Annotated in this window: 16 protein-coding genes; 3 read left to right on the forward strand and 13 right to left on the reverse strand. The window is 71.2% G+C overall.

Annotation, left to right across the window (positions count from 1 at the left end; all coding sequences use genetic code 11):
- Positions 1-177: 177 nt before the first annotated feature.
- The 8 genes from mltG (AB0H64_RS38800) to AB0H64_RS38835 form a co-directional block, all read right to left on the reverse strand.
- The gene (gene mltG / locus AB0H64_RS38800) at positions 178-1,335 is read right to left on the reverse strand and encodes an endolytic transglycosylase MltG (protein ID WP_357635111.1); all 1,158 of its coding nucleotides are present in this window, start codon (positions 1,333-1,335) and stop codon (positions 178-180) included.
- A 232-nt stretch (positions 1,336-1,567) separates the two neighbouring features.
- Positions 1,568-2,806 carry an endolytic transglycosylase MltG gene (mltG, locus tag AB0H64_RS38805; RefSeq protein ID WP_357635114.1) on the reverse strand — a complete coding sequence of 413 codons (1,239 nt, stop codon included), beginning with the start codon at positions 2,804-2,806 and terminating at the stop codon, positions 1,568-1,570.
- Positions 2,807-2,852: 46 nt separating this feature from the next.
- The gene (ruvX, locus tag AB0H64_RS38810; RefSeq protein ID WP_357635117.1) at positions 2,853-3,335 is read right to left on the reverse strand and encodes a Holliday junction resolvase RuvX; all 483 of its coding nucleotides are present in this window, start codon (positions 3,333-3,335) and stop codon (positions 2,853-2,855) included.
- Between the two features lies 1 nt (position 3,336).
- Positions 3,337-6,009 carry an alanine--tRNA ligase gene (alaS, locus tag AB0H64_RS38815; RefSeq protein ID WP_357635120.1) on the reverse strand — a complete coding sequence of 891 codons (2,673 nt, stop codon included), beginning with the start codon at positions 6,007-6,009 and terminating at the stop codon, positions 3,337-3,339.
- Between the two features lie 46 nt (positions 6,010-6,055).
- Positions 6,056-6,286, reverse strand: a complete 231-nt coding sequence (locus tag AB0H64_RS38820; protein ID WP_310712333.1) for a hypothetical protein — start codon at positions 6,284-6,286, stop codon at positions 6,056-6,058.
- Positions 6,283-6,738: a DUF948 domain-containing protein gene (locus tag AB0H64_RS38825; RefSeq protein ID WP_357635124.1), complete on the reverse strand. Its 456-nt coding sequence runs from the start codon at positions 6,736-6,738 to the stop codon at positions 6,283-6,285. Before AB0H64_RS38825 ends, AB0H64_RS38820 begins: the two co-directional genes overlap by 4 nt.
- 269 nt (positions 6,739-7,007) lie before the next feature.
- On the reverse strand, positions 7,008-8,249 hold the full coding sequence (locus AB0H64_RS38830) for a replication-associated recombination protein A (protein ID WP_357635194.1): 1,242 nt from the start codon (positions 8,247-8,249) through the stop codon (positions 7,008-7,010).
- Between the two features lie 119 nt (positions 8,250-8,368).
- Positions 8,369-8,854, reverse strand: coding sequence for a hypothetical protein (locus AB0H64_RS38835; protein WP_357635127.1), 486 nt, complete (start codon positions 8,852-8,854; stop codon positions 8,369-8,371).
- Positions 8,855-9,024: 170 nt separating this feature from the next.
- On the opposite strand from AB0H64_RS38835, the gene AB0H64_RS38840 reads away from it, so the two are divergent.
- Positions 9,025-9,912, forward strand: coding sequence for a peptidylprolyl isomerase (locus AB0H64_RS38840; protein WP_357635129.1), 888 nt, complete (start codon positions 9,025-9,027; stop codon positions 9,910-9,912).
- Between the two features lie 168 nt (positions 9,913-10,080).
- Here the strand turns inward: AB0H64_RS38840 and aspS are convergent, their stop codons facing one another.
- Genes aspS through AB0H64_RS38855 form a run of 3 tightly spaced genes read right to left on the reverse strand, consistent with a single transcriptional unit; the run spans position 10,081 to position 13,750 of the window.
- The gene (aspS, locus tag AB0H64_RS38845; protein WP_357635132.1) at positions 10,081-11,817 is read right to left on the reverse strand and encodes an aspartate--tRNA ligase; all 1,737 of its coding nucleotides are present in this window, start codon (positions 11,815-11,817) and stop codon (positions 10,081-10,083) included.
- A complete protein-coding gene (gene hisS, locus AB0H64_RS38850) occupies positions 11,814-13,070 on the reverse strand; it encodes a histidine--tRNA ligase (protein WP_357635135.1) in 1,257 nt (418 codons plus the stop codon). Before hisS ends, aspS begins: the two co-directional genes overlap by 4 nt.
- Complete coding sequence (locus AB0H64_RS38855; protein ID WP_357635138.1) at positions 13,070-13,750, reverse strand: MBL fold metallo-hydrolase; 681 nt, start codon at positions 13,748-13,750, stop codon at positions 13,070-13,072. Before AB0H64_RS38855 ends, hisS begins: the two co-directional genes overlap by 1 nt.
- Before the next feature lie 139 nt (positions 13,751-13,889).
- Here AB0H64_RS38855 and AB0H64_RS38860 point away from each other — a divergent pair, with 139 nt between their 5' ends.
- Together AB0H64_RS38860 and AB0H64_RS38865 are read left to right on the forward strand one after the other, a co-directional pair.
- Positions 13,890-14,777, forward strand: coding sequence for a peptidylprolyl isomerase (locus AB0H64_RS38860; RefSeq protein WP_357635140.1), 888 nt, complete (start codon positions 13,890-13,892; stop codon positions 14,775-14,777).
- A 60-nt stretch (positions 14,778-14,837) separates the two neighbouring features.
- Complete coding sequence (locus tag AB0H64_RS38865) at positions 14,838-16,067, forward strand: DUF349 domain-containing protein (RefSeq protein WP_357635144.1); 1,230 nt, start codon at positions 14,838-14,840, stop codon at positions 16,065-16,067.
- A 166-nt stretch (positions 16,068-16,233) separates the two neighbouring features.
- On the opposite strand, the gene AB0H64_RS38870 is transcribed toward AB0H64_RS38865, so the two are convergent.
- Complete coding sequence (locus AB0H64_RS38870) at positions 16,234-18,426, reverse strand: bifunctional (p)ppGpp synthetase/guanosine-3',5'-bis(diphosphate) 3'-pyrophosphohydrolase (RefSeq protein WP_357635147.1); 2,193 nt, start codon at positions 18,424-18,426, stop codon at positions 16,234-16,236.
- 172 nt (positions 18,427-18,598) lie between these two features.
- Complete coding sequence (locus AB0H64_RS38875) at positions 18,599-19,117, reverse strand: adenine phosphoribosyltransferase (protein ID WP_357635150.1); 519 nt, start codon at positions 19,115-19,117, stop codon at positions 18,599-18,601.
- Between the last annotated feature and the right edge of the window lie 104 nt (positions 19,118-19,221).

A 19,221-nucleotide genomic window follows, 5' to 3' on the forward strand; every position in this document is an offset into this window, starting at 1 on the left:
GGCCGGGGCCGGGGGGCCCCCGGCGGGTTCTGCCCGGCGGGGCCGGGGCGGGGGGCCCCCCGGGGGCGGGGGGGCCGCCCCCCCGCCACGCCGGCCGGCCGTGCTCGCCGGTTCGGCTCCGGTCACCGGTCGTTCGTCGCGTGTGCCGGGTCCGGTGGATGGGCCCGGCGCACGCGGTCAGCCGCCGTTCTTGCGGTACTCGTTCAGGAGCGCCTGGAACTCGGCGTCCGTGGTGGCGAACTTGGTGACGGTGCTGTTCGGGTCGGTGGCGACGAAGTACAGCCAGGAGCCCTTGGCGGGATTGAGTGCCGCCTCCAGCGCGTGCTCACCGGGGTTGGAGATCGGGCCAGGCGGCAATCCCGGCCACATGTAGGTGTTGTACTTAGAAGGCGTCTTGAGCTGCGCGTGGGTCGCGGCCGTGCCGTACTTGCCGAGCGCGTACATGACCGTGCTGTCCATCTCCAGCTTCATCGGCGGCTGGCGGTCGAGGCGGTTGTAGATCACCCGGGCGATCTTGGGCATGTCCTCGTACCGGCCGGCCTCGGCCTGGATGATGCTCGCGATCGTGACGATCTCCCCCGGGGTGTGGCCCAGGCTCTTGGCGCTCTCCTCCAGGCTCGCCTTGTCGGCCGCGTCCCCGAAGCGCTCGACCATCGTGGTCAGGATCTCCGCCGGCGTGGTCTTGGGCTGGAACTCGTACGTGGCCGGGAAGAGGTAACCCTCCGGCTTGTTCTTCGCGTACTTGGGCAGGTCCAGCGCACGCGCGTTGCGGGCTGCGGCGAGGAACTCCTTCTCCGGCTTGCCTGTCGCCTTGGCGAGCTGGCTGAGCGTGTCGGAGACGCGCAGGCCCTCCTTGATGGTCACCCGTACGAGCAGACGGTTGCCCGAGTCCAGCAGCTTGACCGCGTTGGCGGCGGACATGCGCTTGCGCATGGTGTACGAGCCTGGCTGGAGCTTGGAGCTCATGTTGGCGCTGGCGGCGGCGTTGGTGAAGGCCCGGGCGCTGGCCACGACCCCCTGCCGCTCCAGCTCCAGGGCGACGTCGGAGGCGCTCTGCCCCTCCTTGATCTCGATCACCACGTTGCCCTGGCCCTGCCCCGTGTAGTCGTCGGGGACGAGGGCGCCGCTGATCCACTGGTAACCGAAGTAGCCGCCGCCGCCGATGATGCCGGCGAGGACGATGAACGCGAGAAGCGGGGCGATGAAGCGGCCGCGGCTGCGGCGTCTGCGCCGCCTCCGGTTGCCGCGTCCGCCGGAACCACGGGACCGGCGCCGGTCACGACCTTCGTCGTCGTCCTCGGCGCCCAGCAGGAAATCCATATCGAGCTCGCTCATAGGTGCGCTGGCCAATCTCCCGGTTCGGTGCGCCCGCCGTCAAGCGGCCGGACCGAACAGTGGGGGGTCACCGTACGGAACGGGGGAATCCGCCGGTCATGCACCGATACCCTGGGGACGTCACTCTCCGTAGCCGTGCGGGGCGACGAGAAGAGTGCCGGTGTCCCGGCTCCGTGACTCCGCCCGGGGATCTCGCCGATCCTCCGGGAGGTGGGGGGCGTCGCGGGGAGCATCAGTTCGTCCCGAGGTATGCGTTCAACTCTTCCCGGTATCTCACGAACTCGCTCTCTTTGTCGGTGAATTTGGTGATTCTATGCGCCGGATCCGTCGTGACAAACCAGTACCAATCACCCTTGGCCGGGTGGAGGGCCGCCTTCAGCGCCGTCACCCCGGGGTTGGAGATCGGCCCGGGCGGCAGCCCCTTGCGCGTGTACGTGTTGTACGGCGAGCCCACCTTCGTGTCGCTCCGTGACAGGCGGGGCGTCCGCTTGCCCAGGGCGTACAGGATGGTGGAGTCGATCCGGAGCGGCATGTCACGCCTCAGCCGGTTATAGATCACCCGGGCGATCTTCGGGTAATCGGCGTCCTTGGCGGGCTCGGCCTGCACGATGCTGGCCACCGTGACGGCCTGGAGCGGGGTCAGGCCCAGCCGGGCCGCCCGCTCCTCCAGGTGGAGCCGGTCCGCGACGGTCGCGAACCGCTGCGCCATCGCCGTGAGCAGTCCCCCGGCGGTCGTGCCGGGCTGCACCGCGTACGTGGCGGGGAACAGGAAGCCCTCCAGCCCCTGCGCGTAGTCGGGCAGGCCGACCTGGCGGGAGTCGACCGCCCGCAGGTCCGCGAGCGGCACGCCGGACTGCTCGGCGAGGTGCCGCAGGGTCTCGTCCAGCCGCATGCCCTCCGGCAACGTGACCCGCCGGACGGCCCCCGAGGCGGGTGCGAGGAGCAGGTCGAGCGCCTCACCGGCGGCCATGCCGGTGCGCAGCCGGTAGAAGCCGGGCTTGAGCTCCTCGTCCGGCTCGCGCCGTTCGGCCGCCTCCACGAAGGAGCGGGCGCTCGTCACCACCCCGCTGGCCGCCAGCAGCTCGCCGACGTCGGCGGCGCCGGCGCCGGGCGTGATGCGGACGGTGACGGCTCCGGTGTGCCCGGGGTCGTCCGGGTTCAGGTACGGCCTGACCAGCGCGTACACGCCCGCCGCCAGGACGAGCGCGGACAGCGTGACGCCACCGGCGACGACGACGGCCCGGCGCACGCCTTCCCGCCGCCCCACGGGCAGCGGCAGTGTGTCCGCCTCGTCCTCCCCCCGTTCGGCGTCCGGTCCAGCCGCTGCGTCGCGGCCCCGGCCGTCCTTCGCCTGCTCGGTGTCCTCACGGCCGCCGGTCGCCGGCGTCGGGGACTCCGAGGAGGGCGGGTTCGGGTGGGGGGCGCCGGCGTGGGGATCCTCGTCGGGCCCCCGCGCCGCTCCCCCGCTCATCGGCGTGCTCCGTGACCGGAGCGGCCGTGCCGTGTCGGAGGGCGGGTCATGAGGTGGGCCCGGCGTCCGCCGCGGACGGCGGATCGACGGGCCTGCCCGGCGGGGCGCCGGTGGCTCTCTCGGCGTCCAGGGCGTCCTGCAGCAGCACCACCGCCGCCGCCTGGTCGACCACGTCACGCTGCTTCTTGGCCCGTACGCCGCTGGCTCTCAGCCCCTGCTGGGCGGCCACCGTCGTGAGGCGCTCGTCGAACAGCCGGACCGGGGTCGGCGCGAGCCGCCCCGCCAGCGCGCCCGCGAACTCGCGGGCCAGCGCGGCGGCCTGCCCCTCCCTGCCGGACAGGGAGGTCGGCAGGCCGACGACGACCTCGATCGCCTCGTGCTCCGCCGCGATGGCGGCGATGCGGTCGAGGTCGCCCTTGCCGCGCCTGACGGTCTCGACCGGCGTGGCCAGCATCCCCGACGGGTCGCTGCGGGCCACGCCGATACGGACGGACCCGACGTCGACGCCGATCCGTGAGCCGAACCGCATGTCAGCCGAGCTGTCCTTCGATGGCCTGCTCGACCAGCCGCAGCGCGTCGCCGATCGCCTCCGGGCGCGTGCCGCCACCCTGCGCGACGTCGTCCTTGCCTCCACCGCCACCCCCAAGAGCCTTGGCGGCGACGCCGACCAGTCTCCCGGCCTTGAGCCCTCGCTCACGTCCCGCCTCGTTGACCGCGGAGACCACCACGGGTCGGTCGGAGGGGACACCGGCGATCACGACGACCGCAGGCCTGTCGGCCGGGAATCTGCCACGTACATCAAGCGCGAGCTTACGCAAATCGTCGCCGGTCGTGCCATCAGGCGCGCGGTGTGTCACCACGGAGACGCCCTGCTGGTCACGGGCCTGGGAGGCCAGCTCGCCGGCCACCTGGAGCACCTGCGCGGAACGGAGCCGCTCCAGGTCCTTCTCGGCGGTGCGCAGCCGGGTGACGATGCCCTCGATGCGCTCGGGCAGCTCCTCGCGGCGCGCCTTGAGCTGCTCGGTGAGCTGGGCGACCAGCACGCTCTCGCGGGCCAGGAAGCGGAAGGCGTCGATGCCGACGAGCGCCTCGACGCGGCGCACGCCCGCGCCGACCGACTGCTCGCCGAGCACCTTGACCAGGCCGAGCTGGCCGGAGCTGTGGACGTGGGTGCCGCCGCACAGCTCGCGGGAGTAGTCGCCGATCTCCACCACGCGGACCTCGTCGCCGTACTTCTCGCCGAACATGGCCAGCGCGCCCATCGCCCGGGCCTCGGCCTGGGAGGTGTAGAACGCGTTGACCTTGAGGTCGTTGATGAGGACGGCGTTGACCTCGTCCTCGACGTCGCGCAGCACGCTCGGCGGGACGGCGCCGGCCGCGGTGAAGTCGAAGCGGAAGCGGCCGGGAGAGTTCTCCGAGCCGGCCTGCGCCGCCGACTCGCCCAGGGCGTTCTTGAAGCCGCGGTGGACGAGGTGGGTGGCGCTGTGGCTGCGCGAGATGGCGCGGCGCCGCTCGATGTCGATCTCGGCCTGCGCCTCGTCGCCGGCCCGCAGCTCGCCGGAGCGCACCTTGCCGCGGTGGACGACCAGGCCCTTGATCGGCGACTGCACGTCGACGATCTCGACCTCGGCGCCGGCCGTGCGGATGACGCCCTGGTCGGCGAGCTGGCCGCCGCCCTCGGCGTAGAACGGGGTGCGGCCGAGCACGACCTCGACGGTCGAGCCGGCGCCCGCCGCCGGGACGGGCACGCCGTCGACGAGGACACCGACGACGGTGGTCTCGGCCTCCGTCTCGTCGTAGCCGAGGAACTCGACCTTGCCGGCCTTCTCCAGGAGCTGCCCGAAGACGGAGATGTCGGCGTTGCCGGTCTTCTTCGCCGCGGCGTCGGCCTTGGCCCGCTCCCGCTGCTCCTTCATCAGGCGGCGGAAGCCCTCCTCGTCGACCGCGAGGCCGTGCTCGGAGGCCATCTCCAGCGTCAGGTCGATGGGGAAGCCGTAGGTGTCGTGGAGCTGGAACGCCTGCTCGCCGGAGATCGAGGAGCCCGCCTTGCGCTTGGTCTCCTCGACCGCGACGTCGAAGATCGCGGTGCCGGTGCGCAGCGTGCCGAGGAACGACGCCTCCTCGGCGTCGATGACGCCGTGGATCTGCGGCGCGTCGGCCTTGAGCTCGGGATACTGCTCGCCCATGACGTCGATCGCGACCCGGGTGAGCTCGTGCATGTAGCGCTCGTCGCCGGAGCCGAGCAGGCGCAGGTTGCGCACGCTGCGGCGCAGGATGCGGCGCAGGACGTAGCCGCGGCCCTCGTTGCCGGGCATGACGCCGTCGGCCACGAGCATGGTGCCGGTGCGCACGTGGTCGGCGATGACACGCAGGCTCACGTCGGCGCGCGCGTCGCGGCCGTAGCGGGTCTTGGTGAGCTCGGCCGCCCGGTCGAGGATCTTGTACGTGGTGTCGATCTCGTAGATGTTGTCGACGCCCTGCAGGATCGCCGCCATGCGCTCCAGGCCCATGCCGGTGTCGATGTTCTTGCTCGGCAGCTCGCCGCTGATGTCGAAGTCGACCTTGCTGCGAACCTGGCTGAGCTGGTACTGCATGAACACGAGGTTCCAGACCTCGAGGTAACGGTCCTCGTCGGCGACGGGGCCGCCGTCCTTGCCGTACTCGGGGCCGCGGTCGTAGTAGATCTCCGAGCAGGGACCGCCGGGGCCGGGCACGCCCATGTGCCAGTAGTTGTCCTCAAGGCCGCGGCGCTGGATGCGCTCGGCGGGCAGCCCGACCTTGTTGTGCCAGATGTCGAACGCCTCGTCGTCCTCGTGGTAGACGGTCGCCCACAGCCGGTCCTCGGGGAAGCCGAAGCCGCCCTCGGACTCGGAGCGGGTGAGCAGCTCCCAGGCGAACGGGATGACCTCGGCCTTGAAGTAGTCGCCGAAGGAGAAGTTGCCCAGCATCTGGAAGAACGTGGCGTGACGGGTGGTCTTGCCCACCTCGTCGATGTCGGGCGTGCGGACGCACTTCTGGGCGGTGGTCAGCCGGGACGCCGGAGGCTTGCGCTGCCCCAGGAAGTACGGCTTGAACGGCACCATACCTGCGTTGACCAGGAGAAGCGTCGGGTCCTCTGCGATCAGGCTGGCCGAGGGCACTACCTTGTGCCCACGCTCCTCGAAGAAGCGCAGGAAGCGGCGCGCGATCTCTGCCGACTCCATGGTGGCCATCCTTTGCGTTAGTCGTATGTGGTCGATCCGTTGGCGCTCAGTCGCCCTGACCAGACTGGTCAAGGCCGAACCTGGCCCGCAACTCGGTTTCGCGGTCGGCCGCCTCGCCGAGCGCGTCGGAAGTAAAGTCTCTCACCCGCGCGAGCATGCCCGCCGCGCCGGCGGCCGTGCGACGGGCCACGTGGTCGGGCTGGAGCGCCTGCAGCTTGCGCATCACCCACAGGGCGAGGAACGCGCCGAGGGACAGGTAGAACAGTCGGCGGATCACGGGCGCCTCCCGGTCTGGCGAACCGCCTGACCGGCCGCCTGGCCCACTGCCTGACCCGTCGCCTGGCCGGTCGCCCGGCCACCGGCGGCGCGCGGCTTGCCGGGGCGGCGGGCCTCGATGGCCCGGCGCAGCCCGTAGCCGAGCGCCGACACCTTGATCAGGGGGCCGGTGAAGATGGTCTGGGTCACCGCGCTCAGGCGGGCGGCGTGGCCGCTGACCTGCTTGAGGTCCTGCGCGATCGCCTCGACGGCGACGAGCTGCCGGTTGGTCTCGTTGACCGTGACGCTGACGTCGTCGAGCAGCGGCGCCACGCGGCTGCTGAGGTCGGAGACCGCCCGGGTGGTCTCGGTCAGCAGCCTGGCGAGCCTGACGAGGACCATAGTGAGCACGCACACCAGGACTATCCAGCCCGTGGCCGCGATCAGCCCGGCGACCTCTCCAGCGGTAAGCATCCGGTCATCTCCCTCGTACGCTGCGCCGGAAACGCAAGAACCCTATCGCGTTCGGGCACCCAGGTTACTGGGCAAAGGAGGCGCCGCCGGATCCGCCGCACCGTGATCACCGGGTCGTGATCACCCGGCCGGCGATCAACCGCCCTGCGGCCGACCTGCCCCGCCGCCATCCGCCCCGCCGGTCACGTGGCCCATGGTCACCAGGCCCGTGGTCACCTCCGCCCGCCTCCCGCGGTCGCCGGCCTTCCGCGTGAGGGCCGGGCGGGAGGTCAGGTGCCCCGGAGGAAGTCGCGGATCTTGGCCCAGCGGTCGGCGACCGGGGCCTCGGCGCCGTGCCGGGTGGGCTCGTAGTAGCGCCGCTGCCGCACCTGCTCCGGCGCGTACTCCTGGCGGACGAGGCCGTGGTCGAAGTCGTGGGGATACTTGTAGCCCTCGCCGCTGCCGAGCTTGGCGGCGCCCGGGTAGTGGGCGTCGCGCAGGTGGACCGGCACCTGGCCGATGAGGCCGCGCCGCACGTCGCCGGCCGCGGCGCCGATGGCCTTGACGACGGCGTTGGACTTGGGGGCCAGCGCGCAGTGGATGACGGCGTGGGCCAGGTTGATCTGCGCCTCGGGCAGGCCGATGAGCTGGACGGCCTGGGCGACGGCCACCGCGGTCTGCAGGCAGGTGGGGTCGGCCATGCCGACGTCCTCGGAGGCGAAGATGACGATGCGCCGGGCGATGAAGCGGGGGTCCTCGCCGGCCTCGACCATGCGGGCGAGGTAGTGGAGCGCGGCGTCGGCGTCGGAACCGCGCATCGACTTGATGAACGCACTGATCACGTCGTAGTGCTGGTCGCCCTGCCGGTCGTAGCGGACGGCCGCCTTGTCGACGGCCCGCTCCACCACCTCGACCGTGATCTCGTCCTCCAGCAGGGCCGCCGCCTCCAGGTACGTCAGCGAGCGGCGGGCGTCGCCGCCGGCCAGGCGTACGAGGTGGTCGAGCGCCTCGGGGGCCAGGGTGGCGCGGCCGCCGAGCCCGCGCTCCTCGGCCGCGGCGCGCTCCAGCACCGTGCGGATGTCGTCGTCGGACAGCGACTCCAGCGTGAGCAGCAGCGAGCGCGACAGCAGCGGCGAGATGACGGAGAAGAACGGGTTCTCGGTGGTGGCGCCGATGAAGGTGACCCAGCGGTTCTCCACGGCGGGCAGCAGGGCGTCCTGCTGCGCCTTGTTGAAGCGGTGGACCTCGTCGACGAACAGGACGGTCTGCCGGCCCGTCATGCCCAGCTCGCGGCGGGCCTGCTCGATGGCGGCGCGGACGTCCTTGACCCCGGCCGAGACCGCGGAGACCTCGACGAAGCGGCGCTTGGTGACGTTGGAGACGACGTAGGCGAGCGTGGTCTTGCCGGTGCCGGGCGGTCCCCACAGGAAGAGCGACATGGGGGCCTCGCTCTCGACGAGGCGGCGCAGCGGGGTGCCGGGGCCGAGCAGGTGGCGCTGGCCGATCACCTCGTCGAGCGTGCGCGGGCGCATCCGGACCGCGAGCGGCTGAGGTGTGGCCTGCTCGGCCGCCGAATCGAACAAGCTCTCCACAGCGTGAGATTACACGCTGGTCCACGCCCGGCGGTCCATCACAGGAGGACCGCTGAGGGCTACGAGCCGCCGCCCCACACGGCCCTCGCCCCGGAGTCACCCGCCCGGAAGACGAAGTAGGCGGCCGTGACGGCGAGCACCACGGACAGGGCGGACAGGCCCAGCGTGGCGCCGCGGCCGAAGCGGTCGCGGGTGGAGCCGCGCGTGGACGTGGTGGCGTACACGAGCACCAGCGAGGCCGCCGCGAGGCCGGCCACCGACAGCAGGAGCGGCCCGGCGAAGCTCTCGTGCGTCTCGATCTGCGCCCCGAGCGTGCCGCCGGCCGCGGCGAAGCGGGCCTCCCTGAGCCGCTCGCCGCTCTCCTTGGCCGCGAAGACCGCGACGGGCGCCGCCAAGGAGAGCAGCACGAGGGCCCAGCCCAGCAACGCGCGCCTGCTCGGCAGCAGCGCGTACGCGACGGCGACCACGGCCAGCAGCGGTGTCATGACGACGGCGAAATGAATGATCAACGCGTGCGCCGGCAGCCCGAGGATCTGGTCGAACATGGCTCGCACCTCTTTTGGTCCTTATTTCAACCACGTGCCGTAGGACCATATGGTTCACGACCCGCCGCGCACCAGTGACCCGGTTCCTTCACTTACGCCCATCACATTCCGGGGCCGGTAGCATTCGCGGAGTTGTTTGGTCATGTGTAGGCAAAGTGGAGGACATACCGGTGAGCGGCGAAGACCGCCAGAGCCAGCTGGCGCGGGAGCACAAGGAGCGGCAGGCGGAGCGTGCCGCCGCGCAGTCCGCCAAGGCGAGGCGCAACACCTTCATCGGCGCAGGCGTGGCCGTCGTCGTGGTGGCGGGCGGCATCTACGCCGCGACCACCCTGATCAACCGGGAGCCGGCCAGGACCGTCGCGGCCGAGAGCACGCCGTCCGCCTCGGCCACCCCGTCGGCCGCGCTGCCCACGGCCTCGGCCAGCCCGACGCGCACCGGCCCGGTCACCTGCACCTACAAGCGGGACACCTCGGACGTGCCGCAGAAGTACGTCGGCATGCCGGGCAAGCGGCCCAACCTGAAGCTGAAGACGATGACCGTGGTCACCAACCACGGCAACATCGTCATCGACATCGACCCGAACCTCACGCCGTGTTCGGTCAACTCGATGGCGTTCCTGGCCAAGAAGCACTTCTACGACAACACCAAGTGCCACCGGCTGGTGACGCCCGAGACCTCGGGCCTGTTCCTGCTCCAGTGCGGCGACCCCAAGGCCAAGGCCGACGGCAAGAACCCGACCGACGGCCAGGGCACCGCGGGCTACGTCTACCCGGACGAGGCCGTCGGCGCCGTCCCGTACACGCGGGGCGTGGTGTTCCTGACCCAGCCGCAGGACGCGGCGGGGCAGAACAGCAGCCAGTTCGCCATCTCGCTGTCGGACGAGAACGCGCAGATCGAGCCGCAGTTCTCGGTGCTCGGCATGGTCAGCTCCGGCCTGGAGATCATCGAGAAGGTGGCCAAGGACGGCGTCATCGTCAACGAGGCGGACATCACCGGCGACGGCGGCTCCACCGCGCCGAAGAACCCGATCGTCATCAAGCGGGTCGTCATGAACTGACCCGCCCTCAGGCCCGAGCCGGCCGCCTCCCCGGTTGCCCTCCGGGAGGCGGCCGGCTGCGTTCCGGGGCCACCTCCGGAAGCGGGCCGGAGAACGCGGGCGCCCCGCCTCCGCGAGGGAGACGGGGCGCACTGGTGCCGCCTGGGACGGCCTGTAACCGGTCTGTGACTACGCCTCGGCCTTGGGCCGGGCGTCGACACCGGCCTCCTTGCGCTGGGCGCCCGTGATGGGCGTGGGGGCTCCGGTGAGCGGGTCGAAGCCGGAGGCCGTCTTCGGGAAGGCGATGACGTCGCGGATGGACTCGCCGTCCGACAGCAGCATGCAGATGCGGTCCCAGCCGTAGGCGATGCCTCCGTGCGGCGGGGGGCCGTACTTGAACGCCTCCAGCAGGAAGCCGAACTTGCTCTCGGCCTCCTCCTTGGAGATGCCCAGCACGTCGAAGACGCGCTGCTGCATCTCGGCGCGGTGGATACGGATGGAGCCGCCGCCGATCTCCATGCCGTTGCACACCATGTCGTAGGCGTAGGCCAGCGCCTCGGCCGGGTGGTCCTGGAAGGTGTCGGCCCACTCGGGCTTGGGGCCGGTGAACGGGTGGTGGACCGCGGTCCAGCCGCCCTCGCCGTCCTCCTCGAACATGGGGGCGTCCACCACCCACAGGAACGACCACTGCGACTCGTCGATCAGCCCGCAGCGGCGGCCGATCTCCAGGCGGGCGGCGCCCAGCAGGTCGCGGGAGGCGTTGCGGGCGCCGGCCGCGAAGAAGATCGCGTCGCCCGGCTCGGCCTTGACCGCGGCGGCCAGGCCGGACAGCTCCTGCTCCGACAGGTTCTTGGCCACGGGGCCGCCGAGCGTGCCGTCGGCCTGCACGAGCACGTAGGCCAGGCCCTTGGCGCCGCGCGAGCGGGCCCACTCCTGCCAGCCGTCGAGCTCCTTGCGGGTCTGGGAGGCGCCGCCGGGCATGACGACCGCGCCCACGTAGTCGGCCTGGAAGACCCGGAACGTGGTGGCCGAGAAGTACTCGGTCATGTCCACGAGCTCCTGGCCGAAGCGCAGGTCGGGCTTGTCGGAGCCGAAGCGGGCCATCGCGTCGGCGTAGGTCATGCGCGGCAGCGGCATCGGGATCTCGTAGCCCAGCACCTCACGCCACAGCCGGCCGATCAGCTTCTCGCCGACCGCGATGACGTCCTCCTGGTCGACGAACGACATCTCGACGTCGATCTGGGTGAACTCGGGCTGCCGGTCGGCGCGCAGGTCCTCGTCGCGGTAGCACTTGGCGAGCTGGTAGTAGCGCTCCAGGCCGCCCACCTGGAGGAGCTGCTTGAACAGCTGCGGCGACTGCGGCAGGGCGTACCAGTTGCCGGGCTGGAGACGGACCGGCACGAGGAAGTCGCGGGCGCCCTCGGGCGTGGAGCGGGTCAGCGTCGGCGTCTCGACGTAGACGAAGCCGAGCTCGTTCATCACCTCGTTGGCCAGGTAGGTGGCCTTGGAGCGGGTGCGCATCGACTGGGCCACCTGCTGGCGGCGGATGTCGAGGTAGCGGTACTTGAGGCGGGCCTCCTCGGAGACGCCGACGTTGCCCTCGATGGGGAACGGCAGCGGAGCCGACTCGCTGAGCACCTCCACCTCCTCGGCCACCACCTCGATGGCGCCGGTGGGCAGGTCGGGGTTCTCGTTGCCCTCCGGGCGCACCCGGACCTGGCCGACGACCTTCACGCAGTACTCGGCGCGCAGGTCGTGGGCGTGGTCCTCCTCGCGGAAGACCACCTGCGCCGAGCCGGAGGCGTCGCGCAGGTCGATGAAGACCACGCCGCCGTGGTCACGGCGCCGGGCCACCCATCCCGCGAGCGTCACCTGCTGCCCGGCGTGCTCCTCACGGAGCGACCCGGCCGTATGCGTGCGAATCACTGCACTTTCCCTTTCAGAACGTCGACGACCTGGGCCAGCGGCACCTCGGTCTGCTCAGCGGTGGTCAGGTCTTTCAGTTGGACGGCCTGCGCGGCCAGGTCGCGCTCACCGAGGATGAGGGCGAAGCGGGCGCCCGAGCGGTCCGCGCCCTTCATGGCGCCCTTCAGCCCCTTGCCCCCGAAGGCCATGTCGGCGGCGACCCCGGCCGCCCGCAGCTCGCTCAGGAGCCTGAACATGGCCCGCGCCGCCTCCTCGCCCAGCGGCACACCGTACACCTCGCAGCGGGGCGGGGCCGCGGGGGCGACGCCCTCGCGCTCCAGGGCGATGACGGTGCGGTCGAGGCCGAGCCCGAAGCCGATGCCGGGCAGCGCCGGCCCGCCGATGGCCTCGGAGAGCCCGTCGTAACGGCCGCCGCCGCCGATGCCGGACTGCGCGCCGAGCAGGGGGTGGTCGAACTCGAAGGTGGTGCGGGTGTAGTAGTCGAGCCCGCGCACCAGCCTCGGGGTGTCCTCCCACGGGATGCCGAGATCGGCCAGGAGCTGCTTGACACGGTCGTGGTACGACTTGCAGTCGGCGCACAGGTGGTCGCCGATGAGCGGCGCGTCCTCGACCTGCGCGCGGACCTCCGGACGCCTGTCGTCGAGCACGCGCAGCGGGTTGATCTCGATCCGCGCCCTGGTCGCCTCGTCGAGGTCGAGCCCCCGCAGGAACTCCTGCAGCCGGGCCCGGTAGACGGGGCGGCACTCCTTGCAGCCCAGCGAGTTGAGCAGCAGCCGCACCTGGGTGAGGCCGAGCGCGGAGTACCACTGCCAGGCCAGCGCGATGGTCTCGGCGTCGACCGCCGGGTCCTCGCTGCCGATCGCCTCCAGGTCGAGCTGGTAGAACTGCCGGTAGCGGCCCTCCTGGGGCGCCTCGGCGCGGAACACCGGCCCGTCGGTCCAGACCTTCACCGGGAGCTGGCCGCGGTGCAGGCCGTACTCCAGGACCGCGCGCAGCACACCGGCGGTGAACTCCGGGCGCAGCGTCAGCGACCTGCCGCCGCGGTCGGTGAAGGTGTACATCTCCTTGCTGACGACGTCGGTGGACTCGCCGACGCCACGGGCGAAGAGCTGGGTGTCCTCGAAGACCGCGGTCTCCAGGTAGGCGTAGCCGGCGCGCCTGGCCGTCTCCGCGAACGCCGCGCGGATCGCGGAGAACGTCGCCGCCTGTGGTGGTACGTACTCCTTGACACCTTTGGGTGCTTGGAAGTTCATCAGATCCCTCGTGTGGGACCGGCGTGCGGCGCGGCCTCCTTGAGATAAGGATTGGTGGCGCGCTCGCGGCCGATCGTGGTCTGTGGTCCGTGGCCCGGCAGGACGACCGTATCGTCCGGCAGCGTCAGGCACTTGGCGGCCAGGCTGCGCAGGATCGTCGGGTGGTCGCCGCCCGGCAGGTCGGTGCGGCCGATGGAGCCGGCGAACAGCAGGTCGCCCGCGAACATGATCGCGTCGCCGGGCAGCCGGAAGCTCACCGACCCCCTGGTATGGCCGGGCGTGTGGTCGACCACGAACTCCAGGCCGGCCAGGGGCAGCGTGGCCCCGTCGGACAGCTCCCGCACGTCGTCGGGCTCGCTCAGCGTGATGCCGCCGAAGATCTGGGAGCTCGTCGGCGACCAGCCCGCGGCCGGGTCGGACAGCAGGTGGCGGTCCTCGGGGTGGATCCAGGCCGGCACGTCCCGCGCGCCGCACACCGGGGCCACCGACCAGACGTGGTCGAGGTGACCGTGGGTGAGCAGCACCGCGACCGGCTTGAGCCGGTGCTCGCGCAGCAGCTCGTCGACCCCGTCCACGGCGTCCTGACCAGGGTCGACGATCACGCACTCCTCGCCCGCCGCGGGCGCGATGACGTAACAATTGGTCTGGAAGGCCCCTGCGGGGAAGCCTGCGATGAGCATCTGCCTCAGGTGATCTCGTCAAAAAAGCCAATGGGAATGTAACCGAAGGGTACCGGTGCGGGTCGCCGGGCTGCGAATCATCGCCCGTTGGCCGATACGATTCGCCCACCTCAGTTGATTGACTATGGGAGGCAAAGCGGTGGCCACGGGGAAGGACCGGCAGAAGCAGCTGGCACGCGAGCACCACGAGCGGCAGTTGCAGCGCCGCATCGAGCGCGAGCAGCGGGCCAAGCGCACCGCGATCATCGGCTCCACGGTGGGAGTCGTGGTCGTGGTAGGCGGCATCGTCGCCGCGGTCGCCCTGCTGGGCGGCGATCCGAACAACGAGGCAGCGGCGACGCCCACCGCCTCGGCGCAGGACACCTCCGCGCCTCAGGACACCGCCACGGCGGCCCCGGCGGCGCAGCCCAAGCCGTACGACCCGGCGACCGGCACGTGCGGATACGTGGCCGACACCGGCGGCGGCACGGTCAAGGACGTCGGCATGCCGCCGGCGAAGGTGTCGCCCAAGCCCGCCACGAAGACCATGACGCTGGTGACCAACCTGGGCGACATCAAGGTCGAGCTCGACAACGCCAAGGCGCCCTGCACGGTCAACTCGCTGGCGTTCCTGGCCAAGAAGAACTACTACGACGGCAGCAAGTGCCACCGGCTGGGCAGCGACAAGTTCCCGATGCTCCAGTGCGGTGACCCGACGGCCAAGGCCGACGGCAAGCCCGGGCAGGACGGCTCCGGCGGCCCCGGCTACGTGATGGCCGAGGAGAATCTCAAGGGAGCCACGTACAAGCGCGGCGTGATGGCGATGGCCAAGACGCAGGCGCCGGGCAGCACGGGCAGCCAGTTCTTCCTCGTCTATGGCGATATCGGTCTTACGCCCGATTACACGCCGGTGGGTACGATCACGAAGGGGCTCGACATCCTGGACAAGGTCAACAAGGCAGGCGTCATGGGTGACGCCGGGGACGGTACGGGAGCACCGAAGGAAACCGTCGAAATCAAAGACGTGACAATAGCTGGCAAGAGCTGACGTAATACAACAAGGGACAACATGTCCCGAAGGGTCTGATGGAAAGTGCGGGAGGACACGGTGAGCACCGACCCGTGGGGCCGGGTAGACGACGACGGCACCGTCTACGTGCGTACGGCTGAGGGAGAGCGCGCCGTCGGCTCCTGGCAGGCCGGTGAACCCGAGGAAGCGCTGGCATACTTCCATCGCAAGTACGACGAGCTGGCCGGCCAGGTGCAGCTGCTGGAGCAGCGGGTCAAGGGCACCGACCTGGCGCCCGCCCAGGCCGAGGCCAGCATCGTCAAGCTGCGCGAGGCCGTGGCCGAGGCGCACGCCGTCGGCGACCTGGGCGCGCTGACCGCCCGCCTCGACGGCCTGACCGAGCTCGTCGCGCACCGCCGCGAGGAGGTCAAGGCCGCCCGCGAGAAGGCGCGCGGCGAGGCCAGGGCGGTCAAGGAGCGCATCGTCGCCGAGGCGGAGCGCATCGCCGAGGAGACGACGCACTGGAAGTCCGGCGGCGAGCGGCTGCGCCAGATCGTCGAGGAGTGGAAGGCCGCCGACCGCATCGACCGGGTCACCGAGGCGGCCCTGTGGAAGCGGCTGTCGGCCGCCCGCACCGCGTTCGCCAAGCGCCGCAAGCACTACTTCGCGGGCCTCGACGAGCAGCGTGAGGGCATCCGCGCCACCAAGGAGCGCATCGTCCAGGAGGCCGAGGCCATCGCCGGCTCGACCGACTGGGGCGGCACGGCCGCGGCCTACCGCGACCTGATGCAGCAGTGGAAGAGCGCCGGCCGGGCCTCGCGCGAGGTGGAGGACGAGCTGTGGGCCCGCTTCAAGGGCGCCCAGGACGAGTTCTTCCAGGCGCGTTCGGCGGTGTTCGCCGAGCGTGACGCCTCGCTCGCGGCCAATGCCGAGGTCAAGGAGCAGCTGCTGGCCGAGGCGGAGAAGATCCTGCCGGTCACCGACGTGCGCACCGCCCGCGCCGCGCTGCGGCATCTCGTGGAGCGGTGGGAGGCCGCCGGCCCGGTGCCGCGCGACCAGCGCGACCGCCTGGAGGGCGGCCTGCGCAAGGTGGACGACGCCGTCCGCAGGGCCGAGGAGGCCGAGTGGAAGCGGTCCAACCCCGAGGCGCGTGCCCGCGCCCAGAGCACGGTCGACCAGCTCCGCACCTCGATCGAGCAGCTGGAGAAGCGTCTGGCCAAGGCACAGGACGCGGGCCGGGCCAAGGACGTCAAGGAGGCCGAGGAGGCGCTGGCCGCCCGCCGCTCGTGGCTGGAGGAGGCCGAGCGCACGCTGGCCGAGTTCAGCTGACCCGCTCCGCGGCCGGCTGGGGCTGACGCGCTCCGCAGCCGGCTCGGGCTGCCGGCTCATCAGCGGGCCGCGGGCTTTCGCGGGCGACGGGGGTCGCCTGCGGGTCCGCGCCGGGCGGCGCGCCGCCGTGCCGTACGGCTCGCGTTTCCGTACGGCGGGCGGGGTGTCAGCTTCCCGCGCCGCTGACCCGGTAGACGTCGAAGACGCCCTGGATGTTGCGCACGGCCTTGAGCACGTGGCCCAGGTGCTTCGGGTCGCCCATCTCGAAGGTGAACTTGCTGACCGCGACCCGGTCGCGCGAGGTGGTGACCGACGCGCTGAGGATGTTGACGTGCTGGTCGGACAGCGTGCGCGTGACGTCCGACAGCAGGCGCGGCCGGTCGAGGGCCTCCACCTGGATCGCCACCAGGAACACCGAGTCGTCGCCCGGTGACCAGCTCACCTCGACCAGGCGGTCCGGCTGCTCCTTGAGCTGCTGCACGTTCGTGCAGTCGGCCCGGTGGACCGACACGCCGTGGCCGCGCGTGACGAAGCCGACGATCTCGTCCCCGGGCACCGGGGTGCAGCACTTGGACAGGCGCACCCACACGTCGGCGTCGCCCGCGACGACCACCCCGGCGCCGCCGCCCCGGGGGCGGCCGCGCAGCCGCGTCGGCAGCGACGTCTCGGCGATGTCCTCCTCGGCGCTCTCCACCCCGCCGATGGAGCTCACGAGCTTCTGCACGACCGTCTGGGCGGCGACGTGGCCCTCGCCGACGGCCGCGTAGAGCGCCGACACGTCGGGGTAGCGCAGGTCGCGGGCGAGCGCCAGCAGCGACTCGCCGGACATCAGCCGCTGCAGCGGCAGCCCCTGCTTGCGCATGGCCCGGCCGATGGCCTCCTTGCCCGCCTCGATCGCGGTCTCGCGGCGCTCCTTGGAGAACCACTGCCGGATCTTGTTGCGGGCCCGGCCCGACTTGACGAACTTCAGCCAGTCGCGCGACGGCCCGGCGTCGGGCGACTTGGAGGTGAAGATCTCGACCGTGTCGCCGTTGCCGAGGCGCGACTCCAGCGGCACCAGGCGCCCGTTGACCCGCGCGCCGATGCAGCGGTGGCCGACCTCGGTGTGGACGGCGTAGGCGAAGTCGACCGGCGTCGCCCCCTCGGGTAGCGCCACCACCTGGCCGCGCGGGGTGAAGACGTACACCTCGGAGACGGACAGGTCGAAGCGCAGCGACTCCAGGAACTCGCCCGGGTCGGAGGTCTCCTTCTGCCAGTCGAGGAGCTGCCGCAGCCAGGCCATGTCGCTGCCCGGCTTGACCTTGCCCTGGGGGCCGGGAGCGGCGCCGACCTCCTCCTTGTACTTCCAGTGGGCGGCCACGCCGTACTCGGCCCGGTGGTGCATGGCGTGGGTGCGGATCTGCAGCTCCACCGGCTTGCCCTCGGGGCCGATGACCGTGGTGTGCAGCGACTGGTACATGTTGAACTTCGGCATCGCGATGTAGTCCTTGAACCGGCCGGGCACCGGGTTCCATCGCGCGTGGATCGTTCCGAGGGCCGCATAGCAGTCGCGCACGCTGTCGACGAGGACCCTGATGCCGACCAGGTCGTAGATGTCGTCGAAGGCGACGTCGCGGGCGATCATCTTCTGGTAGACGGAGTAGTAGTGCTTCGGCCGGCCCTTCACCACCGCGCGGATCTTGGCGTCGCGCAGGTCGCCGGAGACCTTCTCGATGACCTCCTGCAGGAACAGGTCGCGCCGCGGGGCCCGCTCCGACACCATGCGCGCGATCTCGTCGTAGCGCTTGGGGTAGAGCATGGCGAAGGCGAGGTCCTCCAGCTCCCACTTGATCGTGTTCATGCCCAGGCGGTGGGCGAGCGGGGCGAAGATCTCCAGCGTCTCGCGGGACTTCTGGTGGCGCTTGTGCTCGGGCAGGTAGCGCATGGTGCGCATGTTGTGCAGCCGGTCGGCCAGCTTGATGACGAGCACGCGGATGTCGCGCGACATCGCGACGACCATCTTGCGCACGGTCTCGGCCTGGGCCGCGTCGCCGAACTTGACCTTGTCCAGCTTGGTGACGCCGTCGACGAGCGAGCCGATCGTGTCGCCGAAGTCGGCGCGCAGCTCGTCCAGGCCGTAGGAGGTGTCCTCGACGGTGTCGTGCAGCAGGGCCGCGCACAGCGTCTCGTCGTCGGTGCCGAGCTCGGCCAGGATCGTCGCGACGGCCAGCGGGTGCGTGATGTACGGGTCGCCGGACTTGCGCTTCTGGTCGCGGTGGTGGTGCGCGGCGACCTCGTAGGCGCGCTCGATCAGGCGCAGGTCGGCCTTGGGATGGGTGGCCCGGACCGTGCGGAACAGCGGCTCCAGCACCGGGTTCATGGCCCCACCCCCAAACCGTCGCCGACGCGTCGCAGGGGTGCCGGCGGGCTCGGCACTTCCTGCGTCGGTTACGTCGGGTACGACCACATCACGGGGCACTCAGACTCCTTTAGTTCGAGTCCAGGTCCCCCAGTGTATCCAGGCGCGAAACCTGGCCTCCCGCGGGTCCGGCTCAGACGATCACCAAGGAGCGCAGGTCGACTCCCGTGAGACGCTCGCGCCCCTTGAGAAACGCCAGCTCCATGAGCATGGCCACGCCGACGACCTCCGCGCCGGCCCTGCGCACGAGCTCCACGGTCGCCTCGGCCGTGCCGCCGGTGGCGAGCACGTCGTCGACGATGAGCACCCGGTCGCCCTCGGTGAAAGCGTCGCGGTGCACCTCGATGGTCGCGGAGCCGTACTCCAGATCGTAGGACTCCTCGAGTGTTTCGGAGGGGAGTTTGCCCTTTTTCCGTACGGGCACGAATCCCGCTCCCGCGCGGTAAGCCACGGGCGCGGCCAGGATGAAGCCCCGCGCCTCGATGCCGACGATCTTGTCGACGGTGTGCAGCCCGGCCAGCTCGTCCACCACGGCGGCGAACGCCACGTGGTCGGCCAGCAGGGGGCTGATGTCCTTGAACAGCACGCCGGGCTTCGGGTAGTCGGGCACGTCCCTGATCCGGTCGAGGATCAGCGTGCGCAGGTCGGTCATGTCGGGACTCCTTCGGGAGGGGCTCGTCCGGCGGCTGACGGGCTCCATGATGACGCATCGATGACGCGCCGATGACGGGGGTGCGGCCGGGTGTCGGGGGCGGA

It is taken from the genome of Nonomuraea sp. NPDC050733 (assembly GCF_040654215.1).
GTDB lineage: Bacteria > Actinomycetota > Actinomycetes > Streptosporangiales > Streptosporangiaceae > Nonomuraea.

Coding starts and splice junctions, on each gene's coding strand:
- mltG (WP_357635111.1), bottom strand. CDS start 1,335: ATGAGCGAGCTCGATATGGATTTCCTGCTGGGCGCCGAGGACGACGAC.
- mltG (WP_357635114.1), bottom strand. CDS start 2,806: ATGAGCGGGGGAGCGGCGCGGGGGCCCGACGAGGATCCCCACGCCGGC.
- ruvX (WP_357635117.1), bottom strand. CDS start 3,335: ATGCGGTTCGGCTCACGGATCGGCGTCGACGTCGGGTCCGTCCGTATC.
- alaS (WP_357635120.1), bottom strand. CDS start 6,009: ATGGAGTCGGCAGAGATCGCGCGCCGCTTCCTGCGCTTCTTCGAGGAG.
- AB0H64_RS38825 (WP_357635124.1), bottom strand. CDS start 6,738: ATGCTTACCGCTGGAGAGGTCGCCGGGCTGATCGCGGCCACGGGCTGG.
- AB0H64_RS38830 (WP_357635194.1), bottom strand. CDS start 8,249: ATGCGCCCGCGCACGCTCGACGAGGTGATCGGCCAGCGCCACCTGCTC.
- AB0H64_RS38835 (WP_357635127.1), bottom strand. CDS start 8,854: ATGTTCGACCAGATCCTCGGGCTGCCGGCGCACGCGTTGATCATTCAT.
- hisS (WP_357635135.1), bottom strand. CDS start 13,070: ATGAACTTCCAAGCACCCAAAGGTGTCAAGGAGTACGTACCACCACAG.
- AB0H64_RS38855 (WP_357635138.1), bottom strand. CDS start 13,750: ATGCTCATCGCAGGCTTCCCCGCAGGGGCCTTCCAGACCAATTGTTAC.
- AB0H64_RS38870 (WP_357635147.1), bottom strand. CDS start 18,426: ATGAACCCGGTGCTGGAGCCGCTGTTCCGCACGGTCCGGGCCACCCAT.
- AB0H64_RS38875 (WP_357635150.1), bottom strand. CDS start 19,117: ATGACCGACCTGCGCACGCTGATCCTCGACCGGATCAGGGACGTGCCC.